This is a genomic window from Sphingobium xenophagum (genome assembly GCF_002288285.1).
In the GTDB taxonomy this organism is placed as follows: Bacteria; Pseudomonadota; Alphaproteobacteria; order Sphingomonadales; family Sphingomonadaceae; genus Sphingobium; species Sphingobium xenophagum.
In genome coordinates this window covers 1,764,313-1,790,182 of the sequence record NZ_CP022745.1, presented here as the reverse complement: position 1 = coordinate 1,790,182, position 25,870 = coordinate 1,764,313, and the positions used below count along the sequence as shown (strand labels likewise).

At 61.2% G+C, this 25,870-nt stretch carries 30 protein-coding genes and 1 pseudogene; 9 read left to right on the top strand and 22 right to left on the bottom strand.

Features of this window, described 5'->3' with window-relative positions:
- Nucleotides 1-109: 109 nt before the first annotated feature.
- The 3 genes from CJD35_RS08760 (at nucleotide 110) to CJD35_RS08750 (ending at nucleotide 2,741) form a co-directional block, all read left to right on the top strand.
- Nucleotides 110-466 (top strand): Rap1a/Tai family immunity protein, encoded by a 357-nt coding sequence (locus CJD35_RS08760; RefSeq protein ID WP_017182599.1) that lies wholly within the window; start codon nucleotides 110-112, stop codon nucleotides 464-466.
- Nucleotides 467-594: 128 nt separating this feature from the next.
- A complete protein-coding gene (locus CJD35_RS08755) occupies nucleotides 595-1,965 on the top strand; it encodes a class II 3-deoxy-7-phosphoheptulonate synthase (RefSeq protein WP_017182598.1) in 1,371 nt (456 codons plus the stop codon).
- Between the two features lie 380 nt (nucleotides 1,966-2,345).
- Nucleotides 2,346-2,741: a hypothetical protein gene (locus CJD35_RS08750; protein ID WP_017182597.1), complete on the top strand. Its 396-nt coding sequence runs from the start codon at nucleotides 2,346-2,348 to the stop codon at nucleotides 2,739-2,741.
- Nucleotides 2,742-2,899: 158 nt separating this feature from the next.
- Here the strand turns inward: CJD35_RS08750 and CJD35_RS08745 are convergent, their stop codons facing one another.
- From CJD35_RS08745 to CJD35_RS08730, 4 genes and pseudogenes are all read right to left on the bottom strand, one after another.
- Complete coding sequence (locus CJD35_RS08745; protein ID WP_017182596.1) at nucleotides 2,900-3,442, bottom strand: rRNA large subunit pseudouridine synthase E; 543 nt, start codon at nucleotides 3,440-3,442, stop codon at nucleotides 2,900-2,902.
- A 3-nt stretch (nucleotides 3,443-3,445) separates the two neighbouring features.
- Nucleotides 3,446-4,581: pseudogene (locus CJD35_RS08740) on the bottom strand (JmjC domain-containing protein).
- A gap of 88 nt (nucleotides 4,582-4,669) precedes the next feature.
- Nucleotides 4,670-5,353 (bottom strand): hypothetical protein, encoded by a 684-nt coding sequence (locus CJD35_RS08735; RefSeq protein ID WP_017182594.1) that lies wholly within the window; start codon nucleotides 5,351-5,353, stop codon nucleotides 4,670-4,672.
- 163 nt (nucleotides 5,354-5,516) lie between these two features.
- Nucleotides 5,517-5,903, bottom strand: coding sequence for a PH domain-containing protein (locus CJD35_RS08730; RefSeq protein WP_017182593.1), 387 nt, complete (start codon nucleotides 5,901-5,903; stop codon nucleotides 5,517-5,519).
- Nucleotides 5,904-6,048: 145 nt separating this feature from the next.
- On the opposite strand from CJD35_RS08730, the gene CJD35_RS08725 reads away from it, so the two are divergent.
- The 3 genes from CJD35_RS08725 to CJD35_RS08715 all read left to right on the top strand — a co-directional run bounded on the left by CJD35_RS08725 (nucleotide 6,049) and on the right by CJD35_RS08715 (nucleotide 8,186).
- Nucleotides 6,049-6,603 carry a hypothetical protein gene (locus CJD35_RS08725; protein WP_017182592.1) on the top strand — a complete coding sequence of 185 codons (555 nt, stop codon included), beginning with the start codon at nucleotides 6,049-6,051 and terminating at the stop codon, nucleotides 6,601-6,603.
- Between the two features lie 198 nt (nucleotides 6,604-6,801).
- Nucleotides 6,802-7,515 (top strand): hypothetical protein, encoded by a 714-nt coding sequence (locus CJD35_RS08720; protein ID WP_017182591.1) that lies wholly within the window; start codon nucleotides 6,802-6,804, stop codon nucleotides 7,513-7,515.
- Between the two features lie 272 nt (nucleotides 7,516-7,787).
- Nucleotides 7,788-8,186: a VOC family protein gene (locus tag CJD35_RS08715; protein ID WP_017182590.1), complete on the top strand. Its 399-nt coding sequence runs from the start codon at nucleotides 7,788-7,790 to the stop codon at nucleotides 8,184-8,186.
- Between the two features lie 328 nt (nucleotides 8,187-8,514).
- On the opposite strand, the gene CJD35_RS08710 is transcribed toward CJD35_RS08715, so the two are convergent.
- The 3 genes from CJD35_RS08710 to CJD35_RS08700 all read right to left on the bottom strand — a co-directional run bounded on the left by CJD35_RS08710 (nucleotide 8,515) and on the right by CJD35_RS08700 (nucleotide 11,042).
- On the bottom strand, nucleotides 8,515-9,597 hold the full coding sequence (locus CJD35_RS08710) for an IS5 family transposase (RefSeq protein ID WP_031309815.1): 1,083 nt from the start codon (nucleotides 9,595-9,597) through the stop codon (nucleotides 8,515-8,517).
- Between the two features lie 75 nt (nucleotides 9,598-9,672).
- On the bottom strand, nucleotides 9,673-10,212 hold the full coding sequence (locus CJD35_RS08705; RefSeq protein ID WP_157742294.1) for an SIR2 family NAD-dependent protein deacylase: 540 nt from the start codon (nucleotides 10,210-10,212) through the stop codon (nucleotides 9,673-9,675).
- Nucleotides 10,213-10,214: 2 nt separating this feature from the next.
- Nucleotides 10,215-11,042 (bottom strand): IS5 family transposase, encoded by an 828-nt coding sequence (locus tag CJD35_RS08700; RefSeq protein ID WP_095686800.1) that lies wholly within the window; start codon nucleotides 11,040-11,042, stop codon nucleotides 10,215-10,217.
- 227 nt (nucleotides 11,043-11,269) lie between these two features.
- On the opposite strand from CJD35_RS08700, the gene CJD35_RS08695 reads away from it, so the two are divergent.
- On the top strand, nucleotides 11,270-12,481 hold the full coding sequence (locus CJD35_RS08695) for an IS256 family transposase (RefSeq protein WP_095686774.1): 1,212 nt from the start codon (nucleotides 11,270-11,272) through the stop codon (nucleotides 12,479-12,481).
- 461 nt (nucleotides 12,482-12,942) lie between these two features.
- Here CJD35_RS08695 and CJD35_RS22365 read toward each other — a convergent pair whose 3' ends face one another.
- Nucleotides 12,943-13,278, bottom strand: a complete 336-nt coding sequence (locus tag CJD35_RS22365; RefSeq protein WP_157742293.1) for a hypothetical protein — start codon at nucleotides 13,276-13,278, stop codon at nucleotides 12,943-12,945.
- Between the two features lie 67 nt (nucleotides 13,279-13,345).
- On the opposite strand from CJD35_RS22365, the gene CJD35_RS08690 reads away from it, so the two are divergent.
- Nucleotides 13,346-14,428, top strand: a complete 1,083-nt coding sequence (locus CJD35_RS08690; RefSeq protein ID WP_031309815.1) for an IS5 family transposase — start codon at nucleotides 13,346-13,348, stop codon at nucleotides 14,426-14,428.
- 100 nt (nucleotides 14,429-14,528) lie between these two features.
- Here CJD35_RS08690 and CJD35_RS08685 read toward each other — a convergent pair whose 3' ends face one another.
- The 3 genes from CJD35_RS08685 to lepA form a co-directional block, all read right to left on the bottom strand.
- Complete coding sequence (locus CJD35_RS08685) at nucleotides 14,529-15,230, bottom strand: ParA family protein (protein ID WP_095686988.1); 702 nt, start codon at nucleotides 15,228-15,230, stop codon at nucleotides 14,529-14,531.
- A 180-nt stretch (nucleotides 15,231-15,410) separates the two neighbouring features.
- Nucleotides 15,411-15,812, bottom strand: a complete 402-nt coding sequence (locus tag CJD35_RS08680) for a hypothetical protein (RefSeq protein WP_017184049.1) — start codon at nucleotides 15,810-15,812, stop codon at nucleotides 15,411-15,413.
- 71 nt (nucleotides 15,813-15,883) lie between these two features.
- Nucleotides 15,884-17,692 carry a translation elongation factor 4 gene (gene lepA / locus CJD35_RS08675; RefSeq protein WP_017184048.1) on the bottom strand — a complete coding sequence of 603 codons (1,809 nt, stop codon included), beginning with the start codon at nucleotides 17,690-17,692 and terminating at the stop codon, nucleotides 15,884-15,886.
- Between the two features lie 184 nt (nucleotides 17,693-17,876).
- Here lepA and CJD35_RS08670 point away from each other — a divergent pair, with 184 nt between their 5' ends.
- The gene (locus CJD35_RS08670) at nucleotides 17,877-18,647 is read left to right on the top strand and encodes a CsgG/HfaB family protein (protein ID WP_026002559.1); all 771 of its coding nucleotides are present in this window, start codon (nucleotides 17,877-17,879) and stop codon (nucleotides 18,645-18,647) included.
- A gap of 42 nt (nucleotides 18,648-18,689) precedes the next feature.
- Here CJD35_RS08670 and CJD35_RS08665 read toward each other — a convergent pair whose 3' ends face one another.
- The 11 genes from CJD35_RS08665 to rpsN all read right to left on the bottom strand — a co-directional run bounded on the left by CJD35_RS08665 (nucleotide 18,690) and on the right by rpsN (nucleotide 25,851).
- Complete coding sequence (locus CJD35_RS08665) at nucleotides 18,690-19,721, bottom strand: acyltransferase family protein (RefSeq protein ID WP_167383145.1); 1,032 nt, start codon at nucleotides 19,719-19,721, stop codon at nucleotides 18,690-18,692.
- A gap of 110 nt (nucleotides 19,722-19,831) precedes the next feature.
- The gene (locus tag CJD35_RS08660; RefSeq protein WP_026002557.1) at nucleotides 19,832-20,365 is read right to left on the bottom strand and encodes an SRPBCC family protein; all 534 of its coding nucleotides are present in this window, start codon (nucleotides 20,363-20,365) and stop codon (nucleotides 19,832-19,834) included.
- Nucleotides 20,366-20,403: 38 nt separating this feature from the next.
- Nucleotides 20,404-21,060: an adenylate kinase gene (locus tag CJD35_RS08655; RefSeq protein WP_017184044.1), complete on the bottom strand. Its 657-nt coding sequence runs from the start codon at nucleotides 21,058-21,060 to the stop codon at nucleotides 20,404-20,406.
- A 46-nt stretch (nucleotides 21,061-21,106) separates the two neighbouring features.
- Nucleotides 21,107-22,471, bottom strand: a complete 1,365-nt coding sequence (gene secY / locus CJD35_RS08650) for a preprotein translocase subunit SecY (protein WP_017184043.1) — start codon at nucleotides 22,469-22,471, stop codon at nucleotides 21,107-21,109.
- Nucleotides 22,472-22,665: 194 nt separating this feature from the next.
- A complete protein-coding gene (rplO, locus tag CJD35_RS08645) occupies nucleotides 22,666-23,199 on the bottom strand; it encodes a 50S ribosomal protein L15 (protein WP_017184042.1) in 534 nt (177 codons plus the stop codon).
- Nucleotides 23,200-23,336: 137 nt separating this feature from the next.
- Nucleotides 23,337-23,516 carry a 50S ribosomal protein L30 gene (rpmD, locus tag CJD35_RS08640; RefSeq protein WP_006960339.1) on the bottom strand — a complete coding sequence of 60 codons (180 nt, stop codon included), beginning with the start codon at nucleotides 23,514-23,516 and terminating at the stop codon, nucleotides 23,337-23,339.
- A gap of 5 nt (nucleotides 23,517-23,521) precedes the next feature.
- Nucleotides 23,522-24,247 carry a 30S ribosomal protein S5 gene (gene rpsE / locus CJD35_RS08635; RefSeq protein ID WP_017184041.1) on the bottom strand — a complete coding sequence of 242 codons (726 nt, stop codon included), beginning with the start codon at nucleotides 24,245-24,247 and terminating at the stop codon, nucleotides 23,522-23,524.
- 2 nt (nucleotides 24,248-24,249) lie between these two features.
- Nucleotides 24,250-24,603 (bottom strand): 50S ribosomal protein L18, encoded by a 354-nt coding sequence (rplR, locus tag CJD35_RS08630; protein WP_017184040.1) that lies wholly within the window; start codon nucleotides 24,601-24,603, stop codon nucleotides 24,250-24,252.
- A gap of 1 nt (nucleotide 24,604) precedes the next feature.
- Nucleotides 24,605-25,138, bottom strand: coding sequence for a 50S ribosomal protein L6 (gene rplF, locus CJD35_RS08625; RefSeq protein WP_017184039.1), 534 nt, complete (start codon nucleotides 25,136-25,138; stop codon nucleotides 24,605-24,607).
- Nucleotides 25,138-25,533: a 30S ribosomal protein S8 gene (gene rpsH, locus CJD35_RS08620; protein WP_017184038.1), complete on the bottom strand. Its 396-nt coding sequence runs from the start codon at nucleotides 25,531-25,533 to the stop codon at nucleotides 25,138-25,140. The genes rplF and rpsH overlap by 1 nt, the downstream gene beginning before the upstream one ends.
- A 12-nt stretch (nucleotides 25,534-25,545) precedes the next feature.
- Nucleotides 25,546-25,851: a 30S ribosomal protein S14 gene (rpsN, locus tag CJD35_RS08615; protein WP_017184037.1), complete on the bottom strand. Its 306-nt coding sequence runs from the start codon at nucleotides 25,849-25,851 to the stop codon at nucleotides 25,546-25,548.
- Nucleotides 25,852-25,870 lie beyond the last annotated feature (19 nt).

Here is a 25,870-nt window from a genome sequence, read left to right as displayed (position 1 = left end):
AATAAGCGTGCTCCCGCGCAGGCGGGAGCCCAGTCGAGGCGCTGGAACTGGGCTCCCGCCTGCGCGGGAGCACTATTATACTATTCACGACCTGTTGTTTGGAAACCCTATGCGCGCACTCCCCATCCTCATCGCGACCGCCTCGCTGGCCGCCACCTCCCCCACACCCGCCTCGGCCCAAGCCTTCATGTTCGAAAGCGGCACGTCGCTGCTCGCCAAATGCCGCAACAAGGCGCCCGAATATGCGCTGGCCTGCACCGCCTATATCGTCGGCGTGGTCGATGGCATCCGCAAGGACAGCTTCATCGGCCGTGGTCGCCCGATCTGCTGGCCTGACAAGATGAGCGCGGACGATGCCCGCCGCACCGTCGTCGCCTATCTCGAACGCTGGCCAGACCAGCGGCGCGGCCCCGCTTCCGTGCTGGTCAGCGTGGCGCTCAACGAACGCCATCCATGCCAGAAATAGCGAATCGATCAGTCTGATCGAAAGGATCATTGCGCCCGCGCGCCGGAATACTGCTATAAACTTGCCTTGGACGGCGCGGCGGCGTAGGTGCGGCCCCTGTTTTTTTTGGTTCATTTAGGAGACTCGTCGTGGCGGCGAAATGGACGCCGGATAGCTGGCGCGCGCATAAGGGCATTCAGATGCCCGCTTACCGGGACACACAGGCGCTCGCCGCCGTGGAGGCCCAGCTTGGCCAGTTTCCGCCGCTCGTCTTTGCAGGCGAGGCCCGCAACCTGAAAACGGACCTGGCCAAGGTTGCGGCCGGTGACGCCTTCCTGTTGCAGGGCGGCGATTGCGCCGAAAGCTTTGCCGAGTTCCACCCGAACAATATCCGCGACACGTTCCGCGTGCTGCTCCAGATGGCGGTCGTGCTGACCTTCGCCTCGAAGCTGCCGGTGGTGAAGGTCGGCCGCATGGCGGGCCAGTTCGCCAAGCCGCGCTCGGCCGATACCGAAGTGGTCGGCGGGGTCGAGCTGCCCAGCTATCGCGGCGACAATGTCAATGACATCGCCTTCACCGCACAGGGCCGCGAGCCGGACCCGCAGCGCATGGTGCAGGCCTATAACCAGTCGGCGGCGACGCTCAACCTGCTGCGCGCCTTCTCGACCGGCGGCTATGCCAGCCTGGATCGCGTCCATGGCTGGATGCTCGATTTCATGGGTCGCAGCCCCTGGGCCGCGAAGTTCGAGGCGATGGCCGACCAGATCGGCCAGGCGCTCGATTTCATGCGCGCCTGTGGCCTGGACGCCGAAACCGTGCCGCAGCTTGGCGGGACCAGCTTCTACACCAGCCATGAAGCGCTGCTGCTGCCGTTCGAACAGGCGCTGACCCGGCAGGACAGCCTGACCGGCGACTGGTATGACACGTCCGCCCACATGCTGTGGATCGGCGACCGCACCCGTTTCGAAGGGTCGGCCCATGTCGAATATCTGCGCGGCATCGGCAATCCGATCGGCATGAAGTGCGGTCCCAGCCTGGAGCCGGACGCGCTCATCCGCCTGCTCGACCTGCTCAACCCGTCGCGCGAAGCCGGGCGCATCACGCTCATCACCCGCTATGGCCATGACAAGATCGAGGCGGGCCTGCCCAAGCTGGTCCGCGCCGTCCTGCGCGAAGGCCATCCGGTGGTCTGGTCCTGCGACCCGATGCACGGCAATGTCATCAAGGCCGCCAATGGCTACAAGACGCGACCGTTCGAGCGCATCCTGGCCGAAGTGCGCGGCTTCTTCGCCGTCCACCGCGCCGAAGGCAGCTTTGGCGGCGGCATCCACGCGGAAATGACCGGCCAGAACGTCACCGAATGCACCGGCGGCGCCATCGCCATCACCGACGAAGGGCTGGCGGATCGCTACCACACCCATTGCGACCCGCGTTTGAACGCGGCGCAGAGCCTGGAACTGGCCTTCCTGCTGGCCGAAATGCTGAACGAAGAACTGAAAGAACGCCGCGCCGCGGCTTGAGGATTGCTTGATGCTCCCTCCCGTCCACGGGAGGGCAGCGAGACTTGGGCGCGCAGCGCCTTAGTCGCAGCGGGGTGGGCCAACCCAACCTCGCGCAAGCCCACCCCCTAACCCCCTCCCGCCTGCGGGAGGGGGGAACACGCGCTACAGAAATCCCCTATTTTTCACGGACGATCGTTTCTGGCTAAGTTGGGTGGATTTCAATCAGTCGGATTATGAAGAGATGGCCGACGATAGCTGACTTTCTGCCGTAAAAAATGAACCGGCACCAAACGCCCAAATGGCGACATTCGCCACGAAGTTGCCCGCACTCGTGGGCTGCCGTAGAGGGTTCGTTCGGGGGTAGACAACTCCTTCGCAAGAGGCATCAAAGGGGGCGGATGCCGACCGCACCCGATGCCTCGTTTGCGCTCGCTAACGTCTACATAACAGGAGCTTCGGCAATGGAAGAACCAGAATATCGAAGCGATACGAAGGAGCTTTGGAAGCGTGCCATTCCTTTAATCACCGGAGTGGTGGCGCTTCTTGCCATACCACAAGCCACCATGACGGCGCTCATGACCCCGATGTTGTTCAACGCATCTGGGTCAACCTCGAAGATCAGCCTCTATATTATGCTTGCAGTGCTACTGGCGAAGCCCGTGATGCTGTTTAGCACCGTGGTGTTATCCTTCCTCGTCTTCAAAGATTTTTCTCACCGTCGCTTTGTGGGGGTGCTCGTCGTGCCAGCACTTTGGTGGGCAATTTACTGGGTGTCTCTCGTCGCGACGGCGTAACGCAAGTTCCATGTTTACGGCGGTGCCCCCCCGGGGAACGTCTGCTCCCCATCAGGTTAGGTCTTTCAGTCTTCCACCGGACGCTGGAAGGTGTGCGTCCGGTTTCAGGAATGTGGATGATCTCGCGGAGTAACCGTGAATGGTCATTTACCGCCCCCTCACCCAACCTCGCACCATTCCCCCGGCTGCACACCTTCCAGCGTCCATTCGCCAATCGCCCAGCGCACCAACCTGAGCGTCGGATGCCCGACCGCCGCCGTCATGCGCCGCACCTGCCGGTTCTTGCCCTCCCTTATCGTCAGGCTGATCCAGCAATCGGCCACGGTCTTGCGAAAGCGCACCGGGGGGTCGCGGGGCCATAGCGCCGGGTCGTCGATCCGTTCGGCCTCGGCGGGCAAGGTCCGCCCGTCCTTCAGCGTCACCCCGCGCCGCAGCGCGTCGAGCGCCGCCTCGTCCGGCTCGCCCTCCACCTGCGCCAGATAGGTTTTGGGCATTTTGAAGCGGGGGTCGGCGATCCGCGCCTGCAGGCGGCCATCGTCGGTCAGCAGCAACAGCCCTTCGCTGTCCGTGTCCAGCCGCCCGGCGGGATAGACGCCCGGCACATCGATATAATCCTTGAGCGTCTGCCGCTCCGGCCCATTGGGTTCGGGGGTGAACTGGCACAGGACATTGAACGGTTTATTGAATAATATCAGCGCCATGGCCTAAACCTCTTCCTCAAATGCCAGGCTGCCCTGATTGACCAGCATGGTCAGCAACGCCAGCCCGGCATCGGACGGATCGACGCTCACATGATCCTGCGCGCAGAGCGTTTCGGCCAGCGCCGCCACGTCGCCGGCACAATCGAAACATTCGCCATCGACGAACAGCAGCAGCCCGTCGCCCTGCCGCACAAAGGAAAAGCGGCTGGCGGGATTGCGGCACAGCGCCGCCCCTTCCGCCAGCATCGCGGCGACATCGCCCGCTTCCATCGGCTCTTCAGGGCGCCAGTCGGTGTCGGGATATTTGGGGCTGCTGCTATATTGGCCGAACCAGCGGGCAAAGGCGGTGCGGTCGGCCAGCGCCTCCGTCACCAGCGCGTGCAGCCGGTCGATCGCGGCGGGCGCGATCTCGCCCGGATTGGCCTGCCGCGCCAGATCGGGATCGGCATAGCGATCCTCGTCCGGCATCGCGTCCACCAGCGTTTCGGACCAATGTTCGACCAGTTCGGCGCGCGAGGGCGCGCGAAAGCCGATCGAATAGGTCATGCAGTCATCCCCCACAGCGACGCCATGATGGGCGATGCGCGGCGGCACATAGAGAATGTCGCCCGGTTCCAATATCCATTCCTGTTCCGGAACGAAATCGGTCAGCAGGCGCAGATCGTCATGCGGCAACAGCGGCGTGGTGGAATCGCACAAGGCCCCCACCTGCCAGCGGCGACGCCCCAGCCCCTGCACCAGGAACACGTCATATTGGTCGAAATGCGCGCCCACCCCGCCGCCATCGGTCGCGTAGCTGACCATGACATCGTCGATCCGCCAGTTGGGGACGAAGCGGAACGGATCGATCAGCGCCGCGACCTGCGGGACATGATGGTCCACCGCCTGCACCAGCAATGTCCAGGGGAGCGCGCCCAGTTGGCCAAAGCGGGTTTCGGGCAGCGGCCCGCTCTCCATCGCCAGCCGATCATCGCCCAGCGTGATCAGCCGCGATTCCACGCCCTCCTCGCACGCCAGCCCCGCCAGCTCGTCCGGCTCCAGCGGATTGCGCCACTCCCCCACGGGTTGCGGATGAGCAGCGGCTTTTTCTGCCAATAGTCGCGCAGGAACAGGGCGGGATCGAAATGGGAAAGCTGCATGACAATGCCCTGCCCGCTGGGCACCCGACTGTCAAAGCGCGTTTGGTTTATCCTGTTCCTCCCCTGCGAGGGGAGGATCTCCGCCCCGCTACATTTCCAGCCCGATCAGCGTGCCGCTGCCGATGCGGTCGACATGGCGCTTGCCGTCGATTTCCAGCCAGTCTGGCGTCACTTCCAGCCGCCGTCCCCGGATGGTGGTGCGCAGATGTTCCACTGCGATCCGGTTGCGCGACACGATGCGCAGCACCGCAAGGCCGTCGCCGCGCGACGCCATCATCGAATAGCGGTCGCCGCGCAGCAGGAAGTGCCAGCTGCCATCGGTCGGCAACCATTCATTGCCGTCGATCACCTGCACCGGCTCGCCATCGGGCGCGCCCAGCCGTACGCTGATCCGCGTCGCGCCATTGGTGCGGCGGGGCGGGGCAAAGATCAGGATCGGCTCGCCATCCAGCGTGATGGGGATCGGCGTGTCGCGCAACAGGCGCGATCCGCCGACGATCAGTTGCGGCAATTCGGCGGAAAAGGGCAGCCGGTCCCGCGCGAAATGGCGCTGGCGCACGACCGGATTGGCGTGAAAGCTATGCACCTGCGTCGCGGTCAGCCGCCCTTCCTCCACCAGTCCGTGGCATGTCGGGCACAGCAACGTCGCGCCATTGCTGTCGGGCAAGCTCAGATAGCGATAGATGGTCACCCCGCACCGCACACAGGCAAAGCCGCAGGCCTGCCTTATGTCCGCGCGCTGCTCGGCCGTCAGTTCCGTCAGTGACGGCATCACTCGCAAGCCCATGCAGACGACCCCTTGTCCGCGCCGCGCCACATCATGCGGCCCGGCGTTGCTCCTTCTGGCGTCCTCTGCGGCTGGGAACTCTTCCGGTCCCTCTATCTGCTATCGTTGAAATATATGCGTCAAAGTCAAGGGGTAGCGTATAAATCCCCTATCGCTGTGGCAACAGGTCCAGATTGCGCGCGGCGGCGATGGCGCGGATTCGGCCGGGCCGGGGCATATTCTTGATCGCGATTTCGGCCATATCGCCCGCGCTGAACAGCTCGACATGGCCGACGTCGAAGATGCGCTGGCCCAGCGATTGCGTGATCCGCACGCTGCGAATGCTCGACAGGGCGATCTCGGTGCGCTGCTTGGCCAGCAGCCCCCGCTCCATCAGCACCTCCCGCTCGCTCAGCGCCAGCCGCTCGCCCTTGTGCATCACCCACCACACCGCGATGGCCAGGATGCCGACGACCGACACCAGCAACAGCATGAACAGCACGGGATGCGCCCGGAACATCGCGGGATGCTCATCATATAACCAGCTCTCGCTCATGCCGCCTCCTGCGCCTGGAACGCGCCGTTTTGATCATGCCCCCGCGCCATCGTCAAGCGGCCGATCCGCTGATCCGCGCGGCGGGTTGGTTAACGAAATCTTCGGGAAAATCGGCTATCCTTATATAGGAGAGTGGAAACCGATCATGGCACATAATCTCTACGAACCGGGCGATCGCACCTTCGACCCATCGGGCGCCTGGCTGCATGACAGGCAGGACGGCCCGGCCACCATCGTCGCAGGCGGGATCATCCTCGTCGCGCTGGTGATCGCGGCGGCCGCCATCCTGCTGTTCAAGGATCTGATGCCCGCTGCCGATCATGGCGCGGTCGCTGCCCGGCCGACCATTTCCGAACAGTTCGCGCTGTGCGACGATCTGACCGGCGACGCCTGCGTCCTGTCGGCGGACAGCTATGCCTATAAGGGCCATTATTATCGCCTGGCCGACATCAGCGTCCCCAGCCAGATCGGCGCCAAATGCCCGGACGAAGCCGAACGGGCGCAGCAGGGGCGTATCGCGCTGGCAGCGATGATGAACGGCGGCGCGTTCGAGGCCCGGCGCGATCCCATAGACCCGGACCCGGCGGCCAGGGTGCTGGTGCGCGACGGCGTGTCGATCGGCCAGTTGATGATCCTCAAGGGCCATGCCCGGCCCTGGTCGCCAAAGCCGATCCACTGGTGCGCAGGCCATGCGCGCTGAGCCTCTGTCCCGACAGGCGCGCAAGAGCGCATGCCGGTTGCCGCACCGGCCCTCACCCCCACCCGACCGCCCACAGAGTGTATCCTGAATGGGAGGTCGGGTGGGGTTCAAACGAGGCACGTGACTCGTTTGAAGGCCGGTGCGGATACGCCAAATAATACTGTCCTACATGTAACCATATAGGTTATATGGCCCGCCATGACCAGCCAGTCCCTTCCGCGCGCGACGGTGCAGCCCGTCCATCTGGATTTCACCCCCATCCCCCGCCGCTATCGCCATGATGGCTGGACGCCGGAGCGTCAGCGCGCCTTCATCGCCGCGCTGGCGGAAACCGGATCGGTCAAGCACGCAGCCCAGCGCGTCGGCATGTCGACCGATGGCGCCTATCAGTTGCGACGGCAAAAGGGCGCCGACAGCTTCGCCGCCGCCTGGCTCGCCGCGCTGGATCAGGGGGTGCAGCGACTGGAGGACATCGCGCTGGAACGCGCCATCAACAGCATCGAAGTCCCGGTGTACAGCTATGGCAAGCTGGTCGGCACCCGCCGCGTCTTTAACGACCGGCTGCTCATGTTCCTGCTGCGCAACCGCGCGCATGATCGCTATCCCGAAGGCGCGATCCGCGGCGCATCCCGCCCCGTCGATATCGAAGCGCTCAAGCTGGAATGGAAGCGCGAGGAAATGCGCCCCGGCGGCGAGGCCGATCTGGCCGTCAAGGCGGTGATCAAAGAGGTCGAACAGTTGCGCGCCGAAGAGGAAGCCAACCGCCGCAACCCGCGCGGCCGCATCACCATAGAGGGCGACGAACGCGAAGCCTTCGACCGCTGGCGCGCCGCAACCCAAGGCCTCGCCCTGCCAGCCCCGGACACGGACGCGCACGCCCGACGCGACGGGCCGCAGGCGCGGACGTTTTGAGGGTGGGCGCTGGGCTGGAATTGGCCGATTTCGGAATGTCGCCTTACCGGCGGGTAAGAAGGGATAGCCGCCGGTCCTCCTTAGGGCAGGCGACACGATCATGGGCGGAAATGGCTGCCTGTCGCCCATCGGCCAAGGTGCGACTTCTGTCCCTATCGATTCGAGTATGCCAACGTCAGCCCAACGATCCAAGCGTGACCGCGCGTTCGATCCTGCTATGGCCGAGCGCGGGCAGTGTTCAATCATGGCGTGGCCCAAGTAGGAGAAGATGCATGCTTTTTCACACGATGGTGGGGTCGAACGACATCGACCGGGCGAAGCGCTTTTACGACACGGTGCTTGGCACCCTCGGAGTTGGGGAGGCGACGATCAACGTGGCCGACAGTGGCCACACACGCCTGATCTACAACAGTGGGAATGGGGCCAATTTCATTGTCACCCAGCCGATCAATGACGAACCGGCAACTGTGGCGAACGGCAGCACCATTGCTTTTTCATGCAATTCGCCAGAGCAGGTGAAGCAGTTTCATGATGTTGCAGTTGTCAATGGTGGCATGTCGATCGAGGTAGCGCCCGGTCCTCGCGAAACAGCGTCTATGGGTACGATCGTACTCGCGTACTTCCGCGATCCAGATGGAAACAAGCTATGCGGCATCCACTTCCCCAAATGACGCTGCTTGGCATCGTTTAGCCTGATTCAGCTGCCCGCCAATGATTTGGTGGGGCAGCTGGTCGCTCTCTTCCCGTTCCATTTTGGCCGGTAGCGGAATGGCCGCTTCTGCGGTGGGCATCCAAAAAACACGTCTTTCGAGACTGACCAGCGCAACACTAGTCAAGGTGAAAATTGGACACCTCGAAGAACCGCTGGATTTGCGTGTAGGGTCGACGGTGCGGATTGAGGCGGCGTGGAAGGAGTGATGTTGCAGCGTATTTGTCGGTGATTTCGATATTGCCGGTGCCGCAGTGGCCGGATTTACCGTCGGTGGCGCTTGGTTCATATCAAGCAGGCGCAGTTCGCCCTTCGAGCCAGGCCAAGCGCTGGAAGTTATAGGCCAAGTTGGCCATGCCGATCTTGATGGTAGCGCGGGCGATGCCGATGGTGCGCACGACCAGCCCCATGCGGTTCTTTTGCCCGGCGAACACATGCTCGACCTGGGCGCGGATCTTGGAACGCCGGGTATTGGCCTTGGCGATCCGCTCAGGCAACGCTCGCCGCGGTTTACGCCGCTGGTGAATGTGGCTGGTGAACATGCCACTGGCCAGGAACGCCTCGTTCTTCTTGGATCGATAGGCGGTATCAGCCCAGACGCCGGAGGCAGTGTTGTCCTTACTGATCAGAACCGGCAGCCGTGCGCCGTCATGGGCATTGGCGGCGCTGGCATCCCAGGTGCGGATCAGCCCATGGGTTTTGTCGATGCCGATATGATTCTTGTACCCGAACATCGGGATGGCCAGATCGACCGGCCTAGCCGCCTTGGGATCGGCGCCCTCTTTGATCTTGGCCTTGCTGTACTTGATCGACCAGCGCGCATCACGGTCCTTTTGCCGGGTCTTGGCCGGCTTCCAGCCCTCGGGCACGCCGCCTTCCTTGATCGCTGCTTTCTCCGCTTCGGTATTGCGCTGTTTGGGTGCCTGCACGACCGTAGCGTCGATGATTTGCCCGCCCATGGCGAGATAGCCCCGATCCTTGAGGGCAGCGTCGAAGCGAGCGAAAAGTTTGTCTATGGCCTTGGCATTTACCAGGCGTTCCCGAAACAGCCACACCGTGGTCGCATCCGGCACGGTGCCATCGAGCCCAAGGCCCAGGAACCGTTGGAATGACAACCGGTCTTTGATCTGAAACTCGGCGGCCTCGTCCGACAGCGAATAGAGCGCCTGTAGAACCAGAATCTTGAACATCAGCACCGGATCAAAGGGCGGTCGCCCACCCTTGCCGCGAACGCAGCGACGAAGCGCTGCCACCAGCGGACCACGGAAAACCTCGAAATCCACAACTGCCGCTAATCGCTCCAGCGGATCGCCCGCCGCGCTCAGCGCATCGTACCGGTCCGAAAGATCGAAGAAACCAGGCTGACTTGCCATCATCGCCTCCTACGCATCGCCGACGAAGTGAATCAAATCCGCCGATCAAACGCCAGAGTTTTTCGAGGTGTCCAATTACCAGTTCGCACTTTCGATAAGTAGGGATCGTGCTTCAGTGACTTTGCTGTATAAATGGTCTATAGCTGATACCAGCCCGATGTGATTATCGTCTTCTTTTTCATAGCAGAGCGTCTTTAGATTTCTATTTTTGCGCAAAGACCTTTTCATATCTTCTGATATTTCATCAGAAGTCAGAAAGTAATGTGGATTTATCGATCCAGGTTGTGCGCTAAAAGATTGATTTTCAAGAAGCAAATTAACGTCGGGATCTCCATAGCCGCAGCCAATGAAAAGAAACGTATGTGTCATTAGGGCGGCATCAAAAGCTGTGTAGAATAAGCTATGCTTTATACGTGCGCGTGCGTAATCTTCCTGTGTAAAAATCAGTGTGGCAGGTGATGCTAAATTGCCATGTACCTTAACGACATATCTAGCATCGTTTCGCAGGAACTCACAGACGTCGGCGTCGCTATAATTTTTGGTGAATTGCGACGCCTCATTGATCTCACGACTTTTATTTTCGTATATATCATCAAAATTTAGAGTCTGATTCAAAATTATTGGCCGCGCTTTGCGATGCGTCGAGCGTATAGCTGAACGGATGCGATGAAGAGCCATGCGGTTGCAGATGCTATGGTTTTCTCGAAGTCTTTGGCGAGGCGACGGTTGCGATTGAGCCAGGCGAGTGTGCGCTCGACGACCCAGCGGCGTGGCAGCACCGTGAAGCCCTTGCCGGTGTCGGAACGCTTGATGATCTCTATGGTCCATTTGCCCATTTTGCGCAGAGCGTCCTTGAGTTTGTCCCCGGCATAGCCGCCATCGGCGAACAGATGGCGCAGCCATGGAAAGCGCCCGATGATGCCGGTGAGCAGCAGGGGTGCGCCATCGCGATCCTGAATATCCGCACCATGCACGAGGGCATGGACCAGATTGCCATTGGTGTCGGTCAGGATATGGCGCTTGCGTCCCTTGATCTTCTTGCCCGCATCGTAGCCACAGGGGCCGCCGCTTTCCGTCGTCTTCACGCTCTGACTGTCGATCACGCCGGCACTGGGCGAAGCCTCGCGCCCCTCCATTTCGCGGGTCACCATCAGCAGCGCGTGGTTGATCGACAGCCACAGGCCATTGTCGCGCCACAGATAGAACCAGCGCCGAACCGTGGAAACGGGCGGAAAGCAGGGTGGCAGCATTCGCCATGGCAAACCGCCGCGCAGCAGGAACAGCATGGCTTCCACAATGCGCCGCAACGGCCATTTGCGCGGACGCCCTACCGCCGAGGCCGTCGGAAGCAGTGGCTCCAGCACAGCCCATTCCGCATCCGTCAAATCGCTTGGCAAAGCCAGTCCGCTTCGCGCATGAAGGGCGCGAGTGGTATCAGTCCACATCGTTGAATCCACGGTAGTTTTTGGCGAAACCCATGAATCAGCGACAGGCTAGGCCGTCAAGCTAACCGTTAGCGTCCGCGCTCGTGGTGTAATTTCTGGTGTAGATTGAGATGATCGCATGGGGTGGGGCATGCCCCACCCCATGCGATTTCGATCTCGGTGGCCACCGGGCTCATCGGTAAGGTGGAGTTACCACACTTCACACGCCCACCGAGGAGTTGATCCCGATGACCAACGACAGACTACCGCTTGCCGAGCTGATGGCGAAGACTGGAGATGGAGATTTCCTGCGCACGATCGCCGAGAGCGTATTACAGATCATCATGGAGGCCGACGTCGATGGCCTGGTCGGCGCTAGCCGACACGAGCGCTCCGGCGACCGGACGACCTGGCGGAACGGCTACCGCGACCGCAGCCTCGATACCCGGCTCGGCACGCTCAACCTGAGGATTCCCAAGCTACGGACCGGCGCCTACTTCCCTGGCTTCCTGGAACCCAGGAAGACCGTCGAGAAGGCGCTGGTCGCGGTGATCCAGGAGGCGTGGATCGCCGGCGTCAGCACCCGGCGTGTCGACGAGCTGGTGCAGGCCATGGGCATGACCGGCATCTCCAAATCCTCGGTGTCCAAGCTGTGCAAGGATATCGACGAACGTGTCCATGCCTTCCTTAAGCGGCCGCTCACCGGCGACTGGCCCTACCTCTGGCTCGATGCTACCTACCTCAAGGTGCGCGAGGGCGGGCGGATCGTCAGTGTCGCCGCGATAATAGCCGTTGCCGTCAACACCGAGGGCAAGCGCGAAATCGTTGGCCTTCACATTGGACCCTCCGAAGCCGAGCCATTCTGGTCGAGCTTCCTCAAGGACCTCGCACGCCGCGGACTGACCGGCGTGAAGCTGGTCATCTCCGATGCCCACGAGGGCCTCAAGGCAGCGATCACTCGCGTGCTCAGCGCCACCTGGCAGCGGTGCCGCGTCCACTTCATGCGCAATGCCCTGGCCTACGTGCCCAAGGGCCAGAACACCGTCGTCGCCGCTGCCATCCGCCAGGTCTTCCTCCAGCCCGACCATGCCGCCGCGACACAGGTCTGGCGCCAGGTCGCCGACCAGTTGCGTACCCGCTGGCCAAAGCTCGGCGCCTGCATGGACGATGCCGAGCACGACGTGCTGGCCTACATGACCTTCCCCGAGCAGCACCGCGTCAAATTACATTCCACCAATCCACTGGAACGCCTGAACAAGGAAGTGAAGCGCCGCGCCGATGTCGTCGGCATCTTCCCGAACGAGGATAGCATCATCCGCCTCGTCGGCGCCGTCCTGCTGGAGCAGAATGACGAATACCAGCTCCAGCACCGCTACATGCAGATCGAGGGCATGGCCGCCCTTGCTACACCAATGATCGAGGAGGCACAGCCGCTACAGATTACACCCAAGGCCGCCTGAAAATGCAGCCCGCTGGCCACACCCAATTCTACACCACATTGACGGACGCGACCAGCTAACCTGCTGATACCACTCAACTTAATTTCGGATCAGGCTCTTAGGGAGAAGACAACGCGTGTATCTAGAAGGGCTATCAACTCGTGTAATCGGCCCGGTGTGTATCTAGGGTCTGTGAATCGCGACCGAAGATATGCTGTCCAATCTTCGTCATAGCGGTTCTTAAGCCACTCACAGGCATGTAAGAGGTCACCATCATCGATCGCTTTATAGATATGCTCGGTCTCCGCCGCTCTAGGGAAACGCTGAACCGCATCACTGAGAAAACCTCTCCACACTGGCGGGCGCGTAACTTTGTCGGCGCCGATAGCGTGACGCGATACGCCTGATCCAATAACAAAAATTGCTCGCCGCCGAGCAATGTCTCGGACCAGTGGTTCTGGCCATTCCTCTTTAAGCATCCGTTATATCAGCCGCTTGCGAATTTCGTCTGAAACTTCGCCGAATATTTCTTTTGCCTCTTTAACTTTCGCGAAGTGAGCACCGACAATTCCATCAGCAGCTAGCAAAGAAAAAATCGGCTTCCGTCGAGATTGCGACATAGGAGCGAGGCTATGCAAGTTTGGAATTTTTCCGATTTCATAAGGCTTCGGCGGCAATAAATTACCACTAAAATGCTCGTCAATTTGACCATCGATCTGCTTTATGATTTCATCATATGATTTAACGGGCCTTCTTTCCCCGCTAGAATCGCGCTTTGCGATGTATTGCTGTGATACATAGCCTATGAAGCTGGACACCTCGAAAAACTCTGGCGTTTGATCGGCGGATTTGATTCACTTCGTCGGCGATGCGTAGGAGGCGATGATGGCAAGTCAGCCTGGTTTCTTCGATCTTTCGGACCGGTACGATGCGCTGAGCGCGGCGGGCGATCCGCTGGAGCGATTAGCGGCAGTTGTGGATTTCGAGGTTTTCCGTGGTCCGCTGGTGGCAGCGCTTCGTCGCTGCGTTCGCGGCAAGGGTGGGCGACCGCCCTTTGATCCGGTGCTGATGTTCAAGATTCTGGTTCTACAGGCGCTCTATTCGCTGTCGGACGAGGCCGCCGAGTTTCAGATCAAAGACCGGTTGTCATTCCAACGGTTCCTGGGCCTTGGGCTCGATGGCACCGTGCCGGATGCGACCACGGTGTGGCTGTTTCGGGAACGCCTGGTAAATGCCAAGGCCATAGACAAACTTTTCGCTCGCTTCGACGCTGCCCTCAAGGATCGGGGCTATCTCGCCATGGGCGGGCAAATCATCGACGCTACGGTCGTGCAGGCACCCAAACAGCGCAATACCGAAGCGGAGAAAGCAGCGATCAAGGAAGGCGGCGTGCCCGAGGGCTGGAAGCCGGCCAAGACCCGGCAAAAGGACCGTGATGCGCGCTGGTCGATCAAGTACAGCAAGGCCAAGATCAAAGAGGGCGCCGATCCCAAGGCGGCTAGGCCGGTCGATCTGGCCATCCCGATGTTCGGGTACAAGAATCATATCGGCATCGACAAAACCCATGGGCTGATCCGCACCTGGGATGCCAGCGCCGCCAATGCCCATGACGGCGCACGGCTGCCGGTTCTGATCAGTAAGGACAACACTGCCTCCGGCGTCTGGGCTGATACCGCCTATCGATCCAAGAAGAACGAGGCGTTCCTGGCCAGTGGCATGTTCACCAGCCACATTCACCAGCGGCGTAAACCGCGGCGAGCGTTGCCTGAGCGGATCGCCAAGGCCAATACCCGGCGTTCCAAGATCCGCGCCCAGGTCGAGCATGTGTTCGCCGGGCAAAAGAACCGCATGGGGCTGGTCGTGCGCACCATCGGCATCGCCCGCGCTACCATCAAGATCGGCATGGCCAACTTGGCCTATAACTTCCAGCGCTTGGCCTGGCTCGAAGGGCGAACTGCGCCTGCTTGATATGAACCAAGCGCCACCGACGGTAAATCCGGCCACTGCGGCACCGGCAATATCGAAATCACCGACAAATACGCTGCAACATCACTCCTTCCACGCCGCCTCAATCCGCACCGTCGACCCTACACGCAAATCCAGCGGTTCTTCGAGGTGTCCAGCTTGCTCCATTTATCAATTTTGCATCAACTACTGATTGATTATGAGCATCCAACTGTGGGCTATTTACGGAGTATGTCCAATGAGCTTGCCATTTTGACATCCAGCGACTTATATTTTCGAAGGCCTTTAATGAAAATATATCTATTGACATCGGACTAATAAAATAATCCGAAGATAATAAAACAGTTCTGTTTATAGCTCCGAGTGATGGGCTCACGTCAAAGAAAACGAAATCATAATCAGTCAACGACTTCAGCATTCGGTGGAATACCATCGTGCTGGATAATCCGCGCTGCGTATTGAGGCTTGCCCATTCTTCGGCCAAGAAATCCTCCGCCATTGATAAGCCGGGACTCCCGCACACCACATCTACCCCAAAAGCTGCCGAGCGCTTCATAGGCACTCGCAAGGCGTGCCCCTCACCGGCCATAAGCCCTGTGAACAAACTTTCGATATTTTGTAGCGGGTCTTCAAATGTGCTTTCTAGAAAGTCATCGTGAAAAAGGTACTGGGAAGCGTTGCACTGCGGATCGCAGTCAACCACACAAACTCGAAAACCCGCCTGCGCGAAGTAGGCTGCCACGTTGCAAAGAAGGGTCGTTTTCCCAACACCGCCTTTGTTATTGAAAAAGGCTATAGCCTTCATTGTATTCTCCGCACTTCTTCACGCAGCGAGGGATCTCCTCGATGACTGAGACAGTCTATGAATGCCTCGTTGTCGCTTAGCAAGGTCGCCATGACGGCCCAGAGGAACCCCAAATTGAATGTCCGCTTCGTGCATACCGGCCAAGCCATCTTAATGGCAAGAAGTGGCGCATCCTCTCCCCTACCCCATCCTCCCCCGCACCGCCGCCAGCACATCCCGCGCCAGTCGCGCATAGTCGGCGCAGGCGGCCTGCATCGCCGTGCCGCTATCTCCGTCGCGCCAGCCGCCATAGCAGTGCCGGTTCTGCGCCGCGCGCATCGTGCGCAGCCGCCCGCGTTCGGCGCCTGCCAGCCCCAATTGGCCGCCAGCCCGCCGCCAGGCTTCCGCCGCGCTGAAAATGCGCCGCCCCGGATGGATGCCGGGGTCGCGCCCTGCCGCCTTGCCCAGCCGGTCGATCCGCTGCGCCTCGACAATCATGTCGGTCAGGAACAGGTCCAGTTCGCGCAGGCCATTGCCGATCAGCCGGGCGGGCATCGCGCCGCGCCGCCGTGTCGCCGCGTCGGGGCACAGGCCGCGCGACATGCCATTGGCCAGAAACGCCGCCGCCCGCTCGATCCGGTCCAGTTGGCCGGTCAGGGCGGCGTGCGCGTCGGTCAGTTCTCGTCGCCCATCCGCAGCGCGGCGATGAAGGCTTCCTGCGGAATCTGGACCGATCCATATTCGCGCATCCGCTTCTTGCCTTCCTTCTGCTTGTCGAGCAGCTTCTTCTTGCGGCTGATGTCGCCGCCATAGCATTTGGCGGTCACGTCCTTGCGCATCGCGGCGATGGTTTCGCGCGCGATCACCTTGCCACCGATCGCGGCCTGGATCGGGATTTTGAACAAATGGCGGGGGATCAGGTCTTTCAGGCGCTCGCACATGCCGCGCCCGCGCGATTCCGCCGATCCGCGATGGACGATCATGCTGAGCGCGTCGACCGGCTCTGAATTGACCATGATGCTCATCTTGACCAGATCACCCTCGCGATAGCCGATCTGGTGATAGTCGAAGCTCGCATAGCCGCGGCTGATGCTCTTCAGCCGATCGTAAAAGTCGAACACCACTTCGTTGAGCGGCAATTCATAGGTCACCTGCGCGCGGCCGCCGACATAGGTGAGGTTCTTCTGGATGCCGCGCCGGTCCTGGCACAGTTTCAGGATGGACCCCAGATATTCGTCGGGGCAATAGATGATCGCCTCGATCCACGGCTCCTCAATCTCGTCGATCTTGGTCGGGTCGGGCATGTCGGCGGGATTGTGCAACTCGATCTCGCCCGCGCCATAGGTCAGCTTGATCTTGTACACCACCGACGGCGCCGTGGTGATCAGGTCCAGATCATATTCGCGGGTCAGCCGTTCCTGGATGATTTCCAGATGGAGGAGGCCGAGGAAGCCGCAGCGGAAGCCGAAGCCCAGCGCCGCGCTGCTTTCCATTTCGAAGCTGAAGCTGGCATCGTTCAGGCGCAGCTTGCTGATGCTGTCGCGCAATTTGTCGAAATCATTGGCGTCGACCGGGAACAGGCCGCAAAACACCACCGGCTGCACTTCCTTGAAGCCCGGCAGCGGCGCGGTTGCGCCATTTTTGACCGTGGTGATGGTGTCGCCCACGCGGGTCTGGGCAATTTCCTTGATCTGCGCGGTGATGAAGCCGATTTCGCCTGCCGCCAGTTCGGGCAGCTGTTCGATCTTGGGCCGCATGCAACCGACGCGGTCAATCAGATGTTCGGTGCCGCCGATCATGAACTTGATCGCCTGCCCCTTCCTGATCACGCCATTGACGACGCGGACCAGGATGACGACGCCCAGATAGGGGTCGTACCAGCTGTCGACCAGCATCGCCTCCAGCGGCGCGTTGCGGTCGCCCTTTGGCGGCGGGATTTTCTGGACGATGGCTTCCAGAATTTCGTCGATGCCGATGCCCGATTTGGCGCTGGCCAGCACCGCTTCGGACGCATCCAGGCCGATGACATCCTCGATTTCCTTGCGCACCTTTTCCGGTTCCGCGGCGGGCAGGTCGATCTTGTTGAGCACCGGCACGATCTCATGATCATGCTCGATCGACTGGTAAACATTGGCCAAAGTCTGCGCTTCCACGCCCTGCGCCGCGTCCACGACCAGCAGCGCGCCCTCGCACGCGGCAAGGGAACGGCTGACCTCATAGGCGAAGTCGACATGGCCCGGCGTGTCCATCAGGTTCAGCTCATAGGTCTGGCCGTCTTTCGCGACATAGTCCAGGCGCACCGTCTGCGCCTTGATCGTGATCCCGCGCTCCTTCTCAATGTCCATGTTATCAAGGACTTGGGCGCTCATCTCGCGGTCAGACAGGCCGCCGGTCCGCTGGATCAGCCGGTCCGCCAGCGTGGACTTGCCATGGTCGATATGGGCGATGATCGAAAAGTTACGGATGTGGCTAAGCTCAGTCATTGCGCGCCGATAGCAGGTGTCATCGGCCCTGTCAGCAGGATCGCGAAAGCCCCGTCCGATAAGATGACAATGGCCGTCACCCCCACCCCGCTCCGCTTGGAAGCATGACGGCGCTATGATATGATGCGCGAAAATATCGGGGCGCGCACAAATTCAGATCAAGCAACAAACGGGGTTCTTGAAAATGCGTGTATTAAAGACGTTGACAGCCGCTACGGTCTGTCTGGCACTGGTCGCGCCGCAAGCCATTGCCGCTGACAAGGGGTCGTCGGGTCGTCAGGCCCAGACGAAAAAACAGATGGAAATCCCCCGCTGCACCAAGCGCCTTGGCACCGTCGCAATCGTCGAGCCGGACAATCAGTGGTGGCGCGAACTGAGCCTGGGCAGCCCGGAAGCGATCATCAAACTGTTCGTCCAGCAGTCCGGCTGCTTTGGCCTGGTCAATCGCGGCCGGTCGATGGCCAGCCGCAATCTGGAACGCGCCATGGCGGATTCGGGCGAATTGCAGGCGGGCAGCAATCTGGGCAAGGGTCAGGTCAAGGCGGCCGACTATTTCATCCAGCCCGACATCGTGACCACCAACAAGAATAGCGGCGGCAATGCCTTTGGCGGGATGCTCGGCGGGATGCTGGGCGGCCGGGTCGGCGGCGCGCTGCTGGGCGGCATATCGATCAAGAAGAGCGAAGCCAACGTCATGCTGTCGGTCGTCAATGCACGCACGACCGAAGAGGAAGTGATGGCGGAAGGCTATTTCCGCAAATCGGACCTCAGCTTTGGCGGCGGTGGCGGACTTGGCTGGATGGGCGGCCTGGCTGCGGTCGGCGGCGGCGGCTACCAGAATACCGATATCGGTCAGGTCATCGTGCTCGCCTATCTGGACGCCTATACCAAGATGGTGACGCAGATGGGCGGACTGCCCGAAAATGCGGCCGCGGCAGCACCTGTCGCACGATAGGATCAGAAAGGGCGCGGCCGGTCTGTCCGGCTGCGCCCCTTATCAGGCCGGAACGATCGCGACAGCCGGCCCCGCGCGCCGACGCTTCCACCAGCGCAATATCGTCTCCCCCGCTGGCCGTTCGACCGCGCGATTGATCGCCGTTCCCAGCAGCAGCGCTACGGCGAAGGCGGCGAAGAAGCCGACCCACGGGCTATAGCCGGCCTTGGCAACCTCCAGCATGACGATGAAGCCAACATGCTGGTGGATGAGGTAAAAGGAATAGCTGATCCCGCCCAGCCAGACGAGCGGGCGCAGGCTGAGGAAATGCAACCGTCCCGCGATCAACGCTGCGAAGGATAGGATCAGGACACAGGCAACGATAGTCACGTCCCAGGTCTCGATCGTCGCCACGGAGGCCAGCGACAGAAGCATATAAGGCGTCTGCTGCCGCCAACTGCGCTGCCCGGACCAAACACGATAGGACAACATGCCGATGACGAAGAAAGGCAGATAGCGCAGCACCAGCAACATGATGATGCGTTCGGGCATGTCGGGCCAGGCGAAATAGAGCCAGCGTATGGCCAGCCAAGCCGCCAGCATGGGTTCAAGCCGCTTGAGGCCCGCAAAGCGCCACAGCGCGATCATGCAGACATAGAAGCCGATCTCCACGGTCAGCGTCCAATAGGCCCCGTCGACTTCGGGCATGAACGCAAAGCCCTGCAACATGGTAAAGTTGGCAAGGATCGCCACTGGACCGACCAGCAACTGGGTCGCATGCGCCAGATATTCGATGCCCAGCGTCAGCAGCATGGCGACGATATAGGCAGGGTAAAGGCGCGCAAAGCGGTTGACGACAAAATCGGCGACCGACCCGATCCGGTCGAGCGTGAAGAAGATCGCGAAGCCCGAAATGGTGAAGAACAGCAACACCCGGTAATTGCCGCCGGGGAAGCTGAAAGGGACATGGCTGGCCTGCGGAAACAGCTCGTGGAAGCGAGTGGAATAATGGAAAATCAGCACGCACAACGCCCCGATGCCGCGCAAAGCGTCCAACTCGGTCAGGCGAGTACGGGAGGAAGGCGATCCGGCCATGCCGCGCTATAGCAACATGACAGCAATAAATCCGTTAACATCGTGGTTAACTAGAGCGTCTTAACCCTCTTTTGTTGCTGATTTTTTGCCAGATCGCACCAGTCGATCGGTCAATGTGCCTCCGCCGCACGTTTCAGGCCCTGTAATTGCTCGTTCAGGACCTGATCAACCAATGGAGCAAGCGTGGCTGCACCGGCGCGCAGATAGCCGCCGACGACATAGGTGATCGTGACGCGAACACCCTTGCCCGACGGCTTGATCGTGACATCGAGCGTGCCAGCGACGCCTTCGCTCTGAAGCGGTCCCAGCGCGGCGGACAGGCGCAACTGCTTGTCGGGCACGGCATAGATGACCCGTCCATGTTCGACGCTGCCGGGCTTGCCGGACGGATTGGGCAGAGCTTCGCAAAAACAGCCACCCGCGTGCGGGTCCAGCACCATATTGGCCGAATCGCCGCTATAGGTGTGACTGTCACTCCACCAGCGACCGGGCATTGCCAGCAACGCATAGACAGCGCCCGGTTCCGCCGCGATCTCCACGCTGCTTTGCGTTGCAAAGCCTATGTCGCTGGTCGCTGTAACAGCGCTATGGGCCGGCGCGGCCATCGCCGCACCAGCCCATAGCAAAAGTCCGATGATGCGCATGATGCCCTCCCCCCGTCGCGTGCGGAGGGCAATCTAGCTCAGGCTGCGCCGCCGTCCAAGATGGCAGCGATCGCAACGCTCACATCGTTCATATCCGCCATGCCATCGACACGCGACACGATGCCGCGCGCTTCATAGATTGGCAGGATCGGCGCCGTCTTGGCACGATATTCGGCCATGCGGGTGCGGACGGTTTCTTCATTGTCGTCGGGACGACGCTTGAATTCCGTGCCGCCGCATTTGTCGCAGACGCCTTCGACCTTGGGCTTCTTGAATGTGTCGTGATAGCCTTCCCCGCAGCTGGCGCAGGTGAAGCGCCCGGTAATGCGTTCGACCAGCGCGTCTTCGTCGACTTCCAGTTCGACAACATGATCGAGCGAACGGCCGCGCTGTTCCAGGATGGTATCGAGCGAATGCGCCTGCGCCTCTGTCCGCGGATAGCCATCGAAGATGACGCCGGTGTCGGAGGAAAGCGCGTCCAGCGCCTCGCCGATAATACCTGACACGACTTCGTCAGGCACGAGTGCGCCCGATTCCATCAGCGCCTTGGCCTGCAGGCCTACGGGCGTTCCCGCCTTGACCGCAGCGCGCAGCATGTCGCCGGTCGACAGCTGGACCATACCACGGCTATCGACCAGACGGCTGGCCTGCGTCCCCTTGCCAGCACCCGGAGGGCCAAGCAGAATGATATTCATTGCGCGCATTCTCCCCTGTTGTGCGCCCTGAGCCGGTCTGCGCCAATTAGCGCATACGGCCTTTCAGCTTCGCCTTCTTGATCAGATCCCCATATTGATGGGCGAGCAGATGGCTTTGAATCTGGGTCACCGTATCGACCGTAACATTGACAACGATCAACAGGCTAGTCCCACCAAGGTAGAATGGAATTCCCGCCCGGGCGATGGCGAATTCAGGCACGAGGCAGATGAACGCCAGATAGGCCGCGCCGATCACCGTGATGCGCGTCAGCACATAGTCGAGATAGTTTTCGGTATTCTTGCCCGGACGGATGCCGGGAATGAAGCCGCCATTGCGCTTGAGATTGTCCGCCGTCTCTTCCGGATTGAACACCACGGCGGTGTAGAAGAAGCAGAAGAACACGATGCCAAGCCCGTACAGCGCCATGTAGACCGGGCTGCCATGCGACAGATACTGGTTCAGCGTTAGCACGAAGTCGCCCAGCCTGCTCTCACCCGCGACGGTTTGACCCGCAAACTGCGAGATGGTCAGCGGCATCAGCAGCAGCGAGCTGGCGAAGATCGGCGGGATCACACCGGCGGTGTTGACCTTCAAGGGCAGATGGCTGCGATCCGCCTGCATCAGCCCCTGGCGGGTCTGGCGCTTGGGATACTGGATCAGCACGCGGCGCTGGGCCCGCTCCATGAAGCAGATCAAAAGGACAAGGCCGACGGCCATCACCATGATCAGGAAGATCAGCAGGCCGGAAATCGTGCCTTCGCTGCCCGATTTGAACAGGTTGCTCAACGTCACCGGCAACTGGGCGACGATGCCCGCCATGATGATGAGCGACACGCCATTGCCGATGCCGCGCGAGGTGATCTGTTCACCCAGCCACATCAGGAACATGGTGCCGCCGATCAGCGAAACAACGGCGGTCAGGCGGAACAGCATGCCCGGTTCGATCACCGCGGCGACGCCCGATTGCGCACCGAAGCCTTCAAGCCCGACCGCAATGAAATAGCCCTGGACCGCGGTCAGGCCGACCGTGCCATAGCGGGTATATTGGTTGAGCTTCTTGCGCCCGCTCTCACCTTCCTTCTTGATCGCCGCCAGCTTGGGCGAGAGCGACGCGCCCAGCTGCACCACGATCGATGCGGTGATGTAGGGCATGACGCCGAGCGCGATCAGGCTCATGCGCGACAGGCTGCCACCGGAGAAAGTGTTGAAAATGTCGAGGATGCCGCCCTGCGTCTGGCTGTAGAGCTGCGACAAGGCGGTCGGATCGACGCCGGGCAGCGGCACGAAGCTGAGAAAACGGAACACGATCAGCGCGCCAAGCGTAAACCACAGGCGCTTCTTGAGGTCGGTCGCCTGGCTGAATTTCGCGAGGCTGAGATTGGATGCGAGCTGGTCGGCTCTCGATGCCATGGTGGCTGCCCTTCAAATCATGCGTGCCGGAGCATCAAGGCCCCGGAGCGGAATCGCTCATCCCTTAGCGGGACGGGTTAGCCGTGTCGAACAGGGAGTTGCCGCGCAAGCGACAAAATACCCCCCCAGATACGCACAGCCCCGCCAACCCATATCGGGCAGCGGGGCCATACATGCAAGTCTGGGACGGCGAATTACGCCTTCCGCGCAGCCTTGGCAGCGGCGAGCGCAGTGCCCTTCTTGGCCTTCGCCTTGTCGGCTGCGGCGACCACTTCGATCACCTCGACCTTGCCACCGGCCTTTTCGACGGCTTCCACCGCGCCCTTGGACGCGCCGGCGACCAGGAAGCTGACCTTGGCGGTCAATTCACCCTTGGCGAGCAGGCGGACGCCATCCTTGCCACCACGGGCAAGCGCGGCGCCCTTAAGCGCGGCATGGTCGATGGTTGCGTTGGCGTCCAGCTTGCCGGCATCGATCGCCTTCTGCACGGCACCCAGGTTCACGATCGCATAATCGTTCGCGAAGATGTTGTTGAAGCCGCGCTTCGGGATGCGCATGTGGAGCGGCATCTGGCCGCCTTCGAAACCGTTGATGGCAACGCCCGAACGCGCCTTGGCGCCCTTCTGGCCGCGACCGGCGGTCTTGCCCTTGCCCGAACCGATGCCGCGTCCGACGCGCATACGGCCCTTGCGGGCGCCATCATTGTCTCGGATGTCATTGAGTTTCATATCGTGCACTCGCTTTCGCTATGTTCGCGCTGTCCCCCGGTGGGGAACCAAAGAGGCCGGGCCGATAGCCGAGCCTTGGAAAAAACGAAAGAGGGGTTTCCCCCTCTTCCGCATCATATCGTCGGATCGAAGGGCTGTTAGCCCTCGACCACCTGCACCATGTGAGGCAGCTTGCGGATGGCACCGCGGACTTCCGCTGTGTCTTCCAGTTCCACCACGCGGTGCATCTTGCCCAGGCCCAGGCCGATCAGAATCTTCTTCTGGTCGGCGGGACGGCGGATCGGCGAGCCGATCTGCTTGATCTTGATCTTGGCCATATCGCTTACTCCGCAATCGCTTCGGCGTCGGCGGCAGCCAACTCGACCGAGGCGCCACCACGACGAAGCAGGTCGGCGACCTTCTTGCCGCGACGCTGCGCCACCGACTTGGGGCTGGTCTGTTCGCCCAGCGCCGCAAAGGTCGCCCGGATCATGTTATAGGGGTTCGACGTGCCGTTGGACTTGGTCACGACGTCCGCAACGCCCAGGCTTTCGAACACGGCGCGCATCGGACCACCGGCGATGATACCCGTACCGGCCGGAGCCGAACGGACGGTCACCTTGCCCGCACCGAAATGGCCAAGGCCATCATGATGCAGCGTGCGGCCTTCCTTGAGCGGAACGCGAACCATTGCCTTCTTGGCAGCGGCGGTCGCCTTGCTGATCGCTTCAGGCACTTCGCGCGCCTTGCCATGGCCGAAGCCCGCACGACCCTTGCCATCGCCAACGACGACCAGAGCCGCGAAACCGAAGCGCTTGCCGCCCTTGACGGTCTTGCTGACGCGGTTGATGTGAACCAGCTTCTCGATCAGTTCTTCGCCCTGATCTTCGTCGCGGTTGCCGCCACGACGATCGTCACGACGGCCACGGCCGCCGCGATCGCCACGGTTGCGATCACCGCCACCGCCACGGTTGCCACGACCGCCACGGCCGGGGCCGCGACCTTCGGTCGGTGCAGCGTCCGCGCCGTCGACGGGCGCAGCGACTTCAATGGTGTTTTCGTCTGCCATGCTCAGAACTCCAGCCCGGCTTCACGGGCCGCATCGGCCAGCGCCTTGACGCGGCCATGGAAAAGGAAACCGCCGCGATCGAACACGACGCGGGTGACGCCAGCCTTGGTCGCGGCTTCCGCCACGCGCTTGCCGACATCGGCAGCCGCATCAGCGGTTGCGCCGGTCTTGCCGCGCACGTCCTTGTCCAGGGTCGAAGCGGCGGCGACGGTGGTACCGGCGGCGTCGTCAATGACCTGGGCGTAGATGTGACGGCCCGAACGATGGACGCTCAGACGCGGGCGATTGCCCGACACGGCCTTAAGGGCGGTGCGAACGCGGCGACGACGCCGCGCGAAGAGGGAAAGCTTTGCCATCTTACTTCTTCTTCCCTTCCTTGCGGAAGATGAATTCGCCGTCGTACTTGATACCCTTGCCCTTATAAGGCTCAGGCTTACGCCAGCGACGGATTTCGGCCGCAACCTGTCCGACCTTCTGCTTGTCGATACCGATGATCTCGACCGTGGTGTTATCCGGGGTCTTGATCTCGATCCCTTCGGGGATCGCGTAATCGACGTCGTGGCTGTAGCCCAGCTGCAACTTCAGGTTCTTGCCCTGCGAGTTGGCGCGGTAGCCAACGCCGGTGATCAGCAGCTTCTTGGAGAAGCCTTCGGTCACACCGGTAACCAGGTTCTGGACCAGCGTACGCTGCATACCCCAGAAGGCGCGCGCCGCTTTGGTCTTGTTGGCAGGCTGCACCGAAATGCCGTCATTTTCCAACGTATAGCTGATCTCGTCGCGCAGCGGCATGGCGAGGGTGCCCTTGGGGCCCTTCACCGAGAGCTGCCCGCCCTCGATCGTCGCGGTGACCCCTGCGGGGATCGCGACCGGTTTTTTACCGATGCGGCTCATTAGAACACCTCCGCCAGCACTTCGCCGCCGACATTCTGCTCGCGCGCTTCCGCGTCGGACAGAACGCCGCGGGGCGTCGAGACAATGGTGATGCCCAGGCCGTTGCGCACTACCGGCAGTTCCTTGGAACCCGAATAGACGCGGCGGCCAGGCTTGGACACGCGAGCGACATGCTTGATGGCCGGCTGGCCTTCAAAATATTTCAGCTCGATGCGCAGGCCGGGATGGGCGCCAAGCGCTTCCTCGGAATAACCGCGGATATAGCCTTCGCGCTGAAGCACGTCGAGAACGCGGGCGCGCAGCTTGGAGGCGGGGGACATAACGCTGTCCTTCTTCGCCTGCTGCCCGTTGCGGATGCGGGTGAGCATATCACCCAGGGGATCGGTCAATGCCATGAGATGATATCCTTACCAGCTCGACTTGGTGACGCCGGGGATCAGGCCCTTATTGGCCAGATCGCGCAGCTGAATACGGCAGAGCCGGAATTTGCGGTAATAGGCGCGCGGGCGACCCGTCAGTTCGCAGCGGTTACGCACGCGAGTGGGGTTACCGTTGCGGGGAATTTCCGCCATCTTCAGACGCGCGATCAAACGATCACCGTCGTCAGCATTGGTATCATTTGCGATCGCCTTGAGCTTTGCATAACGGCCGGCATATTTCTTCACCAGCTTCTTGCGACGCTCATTCTTGTTGATCGAACTCAGTTTCGCCATGACTTAAGTTCTCTTCCTT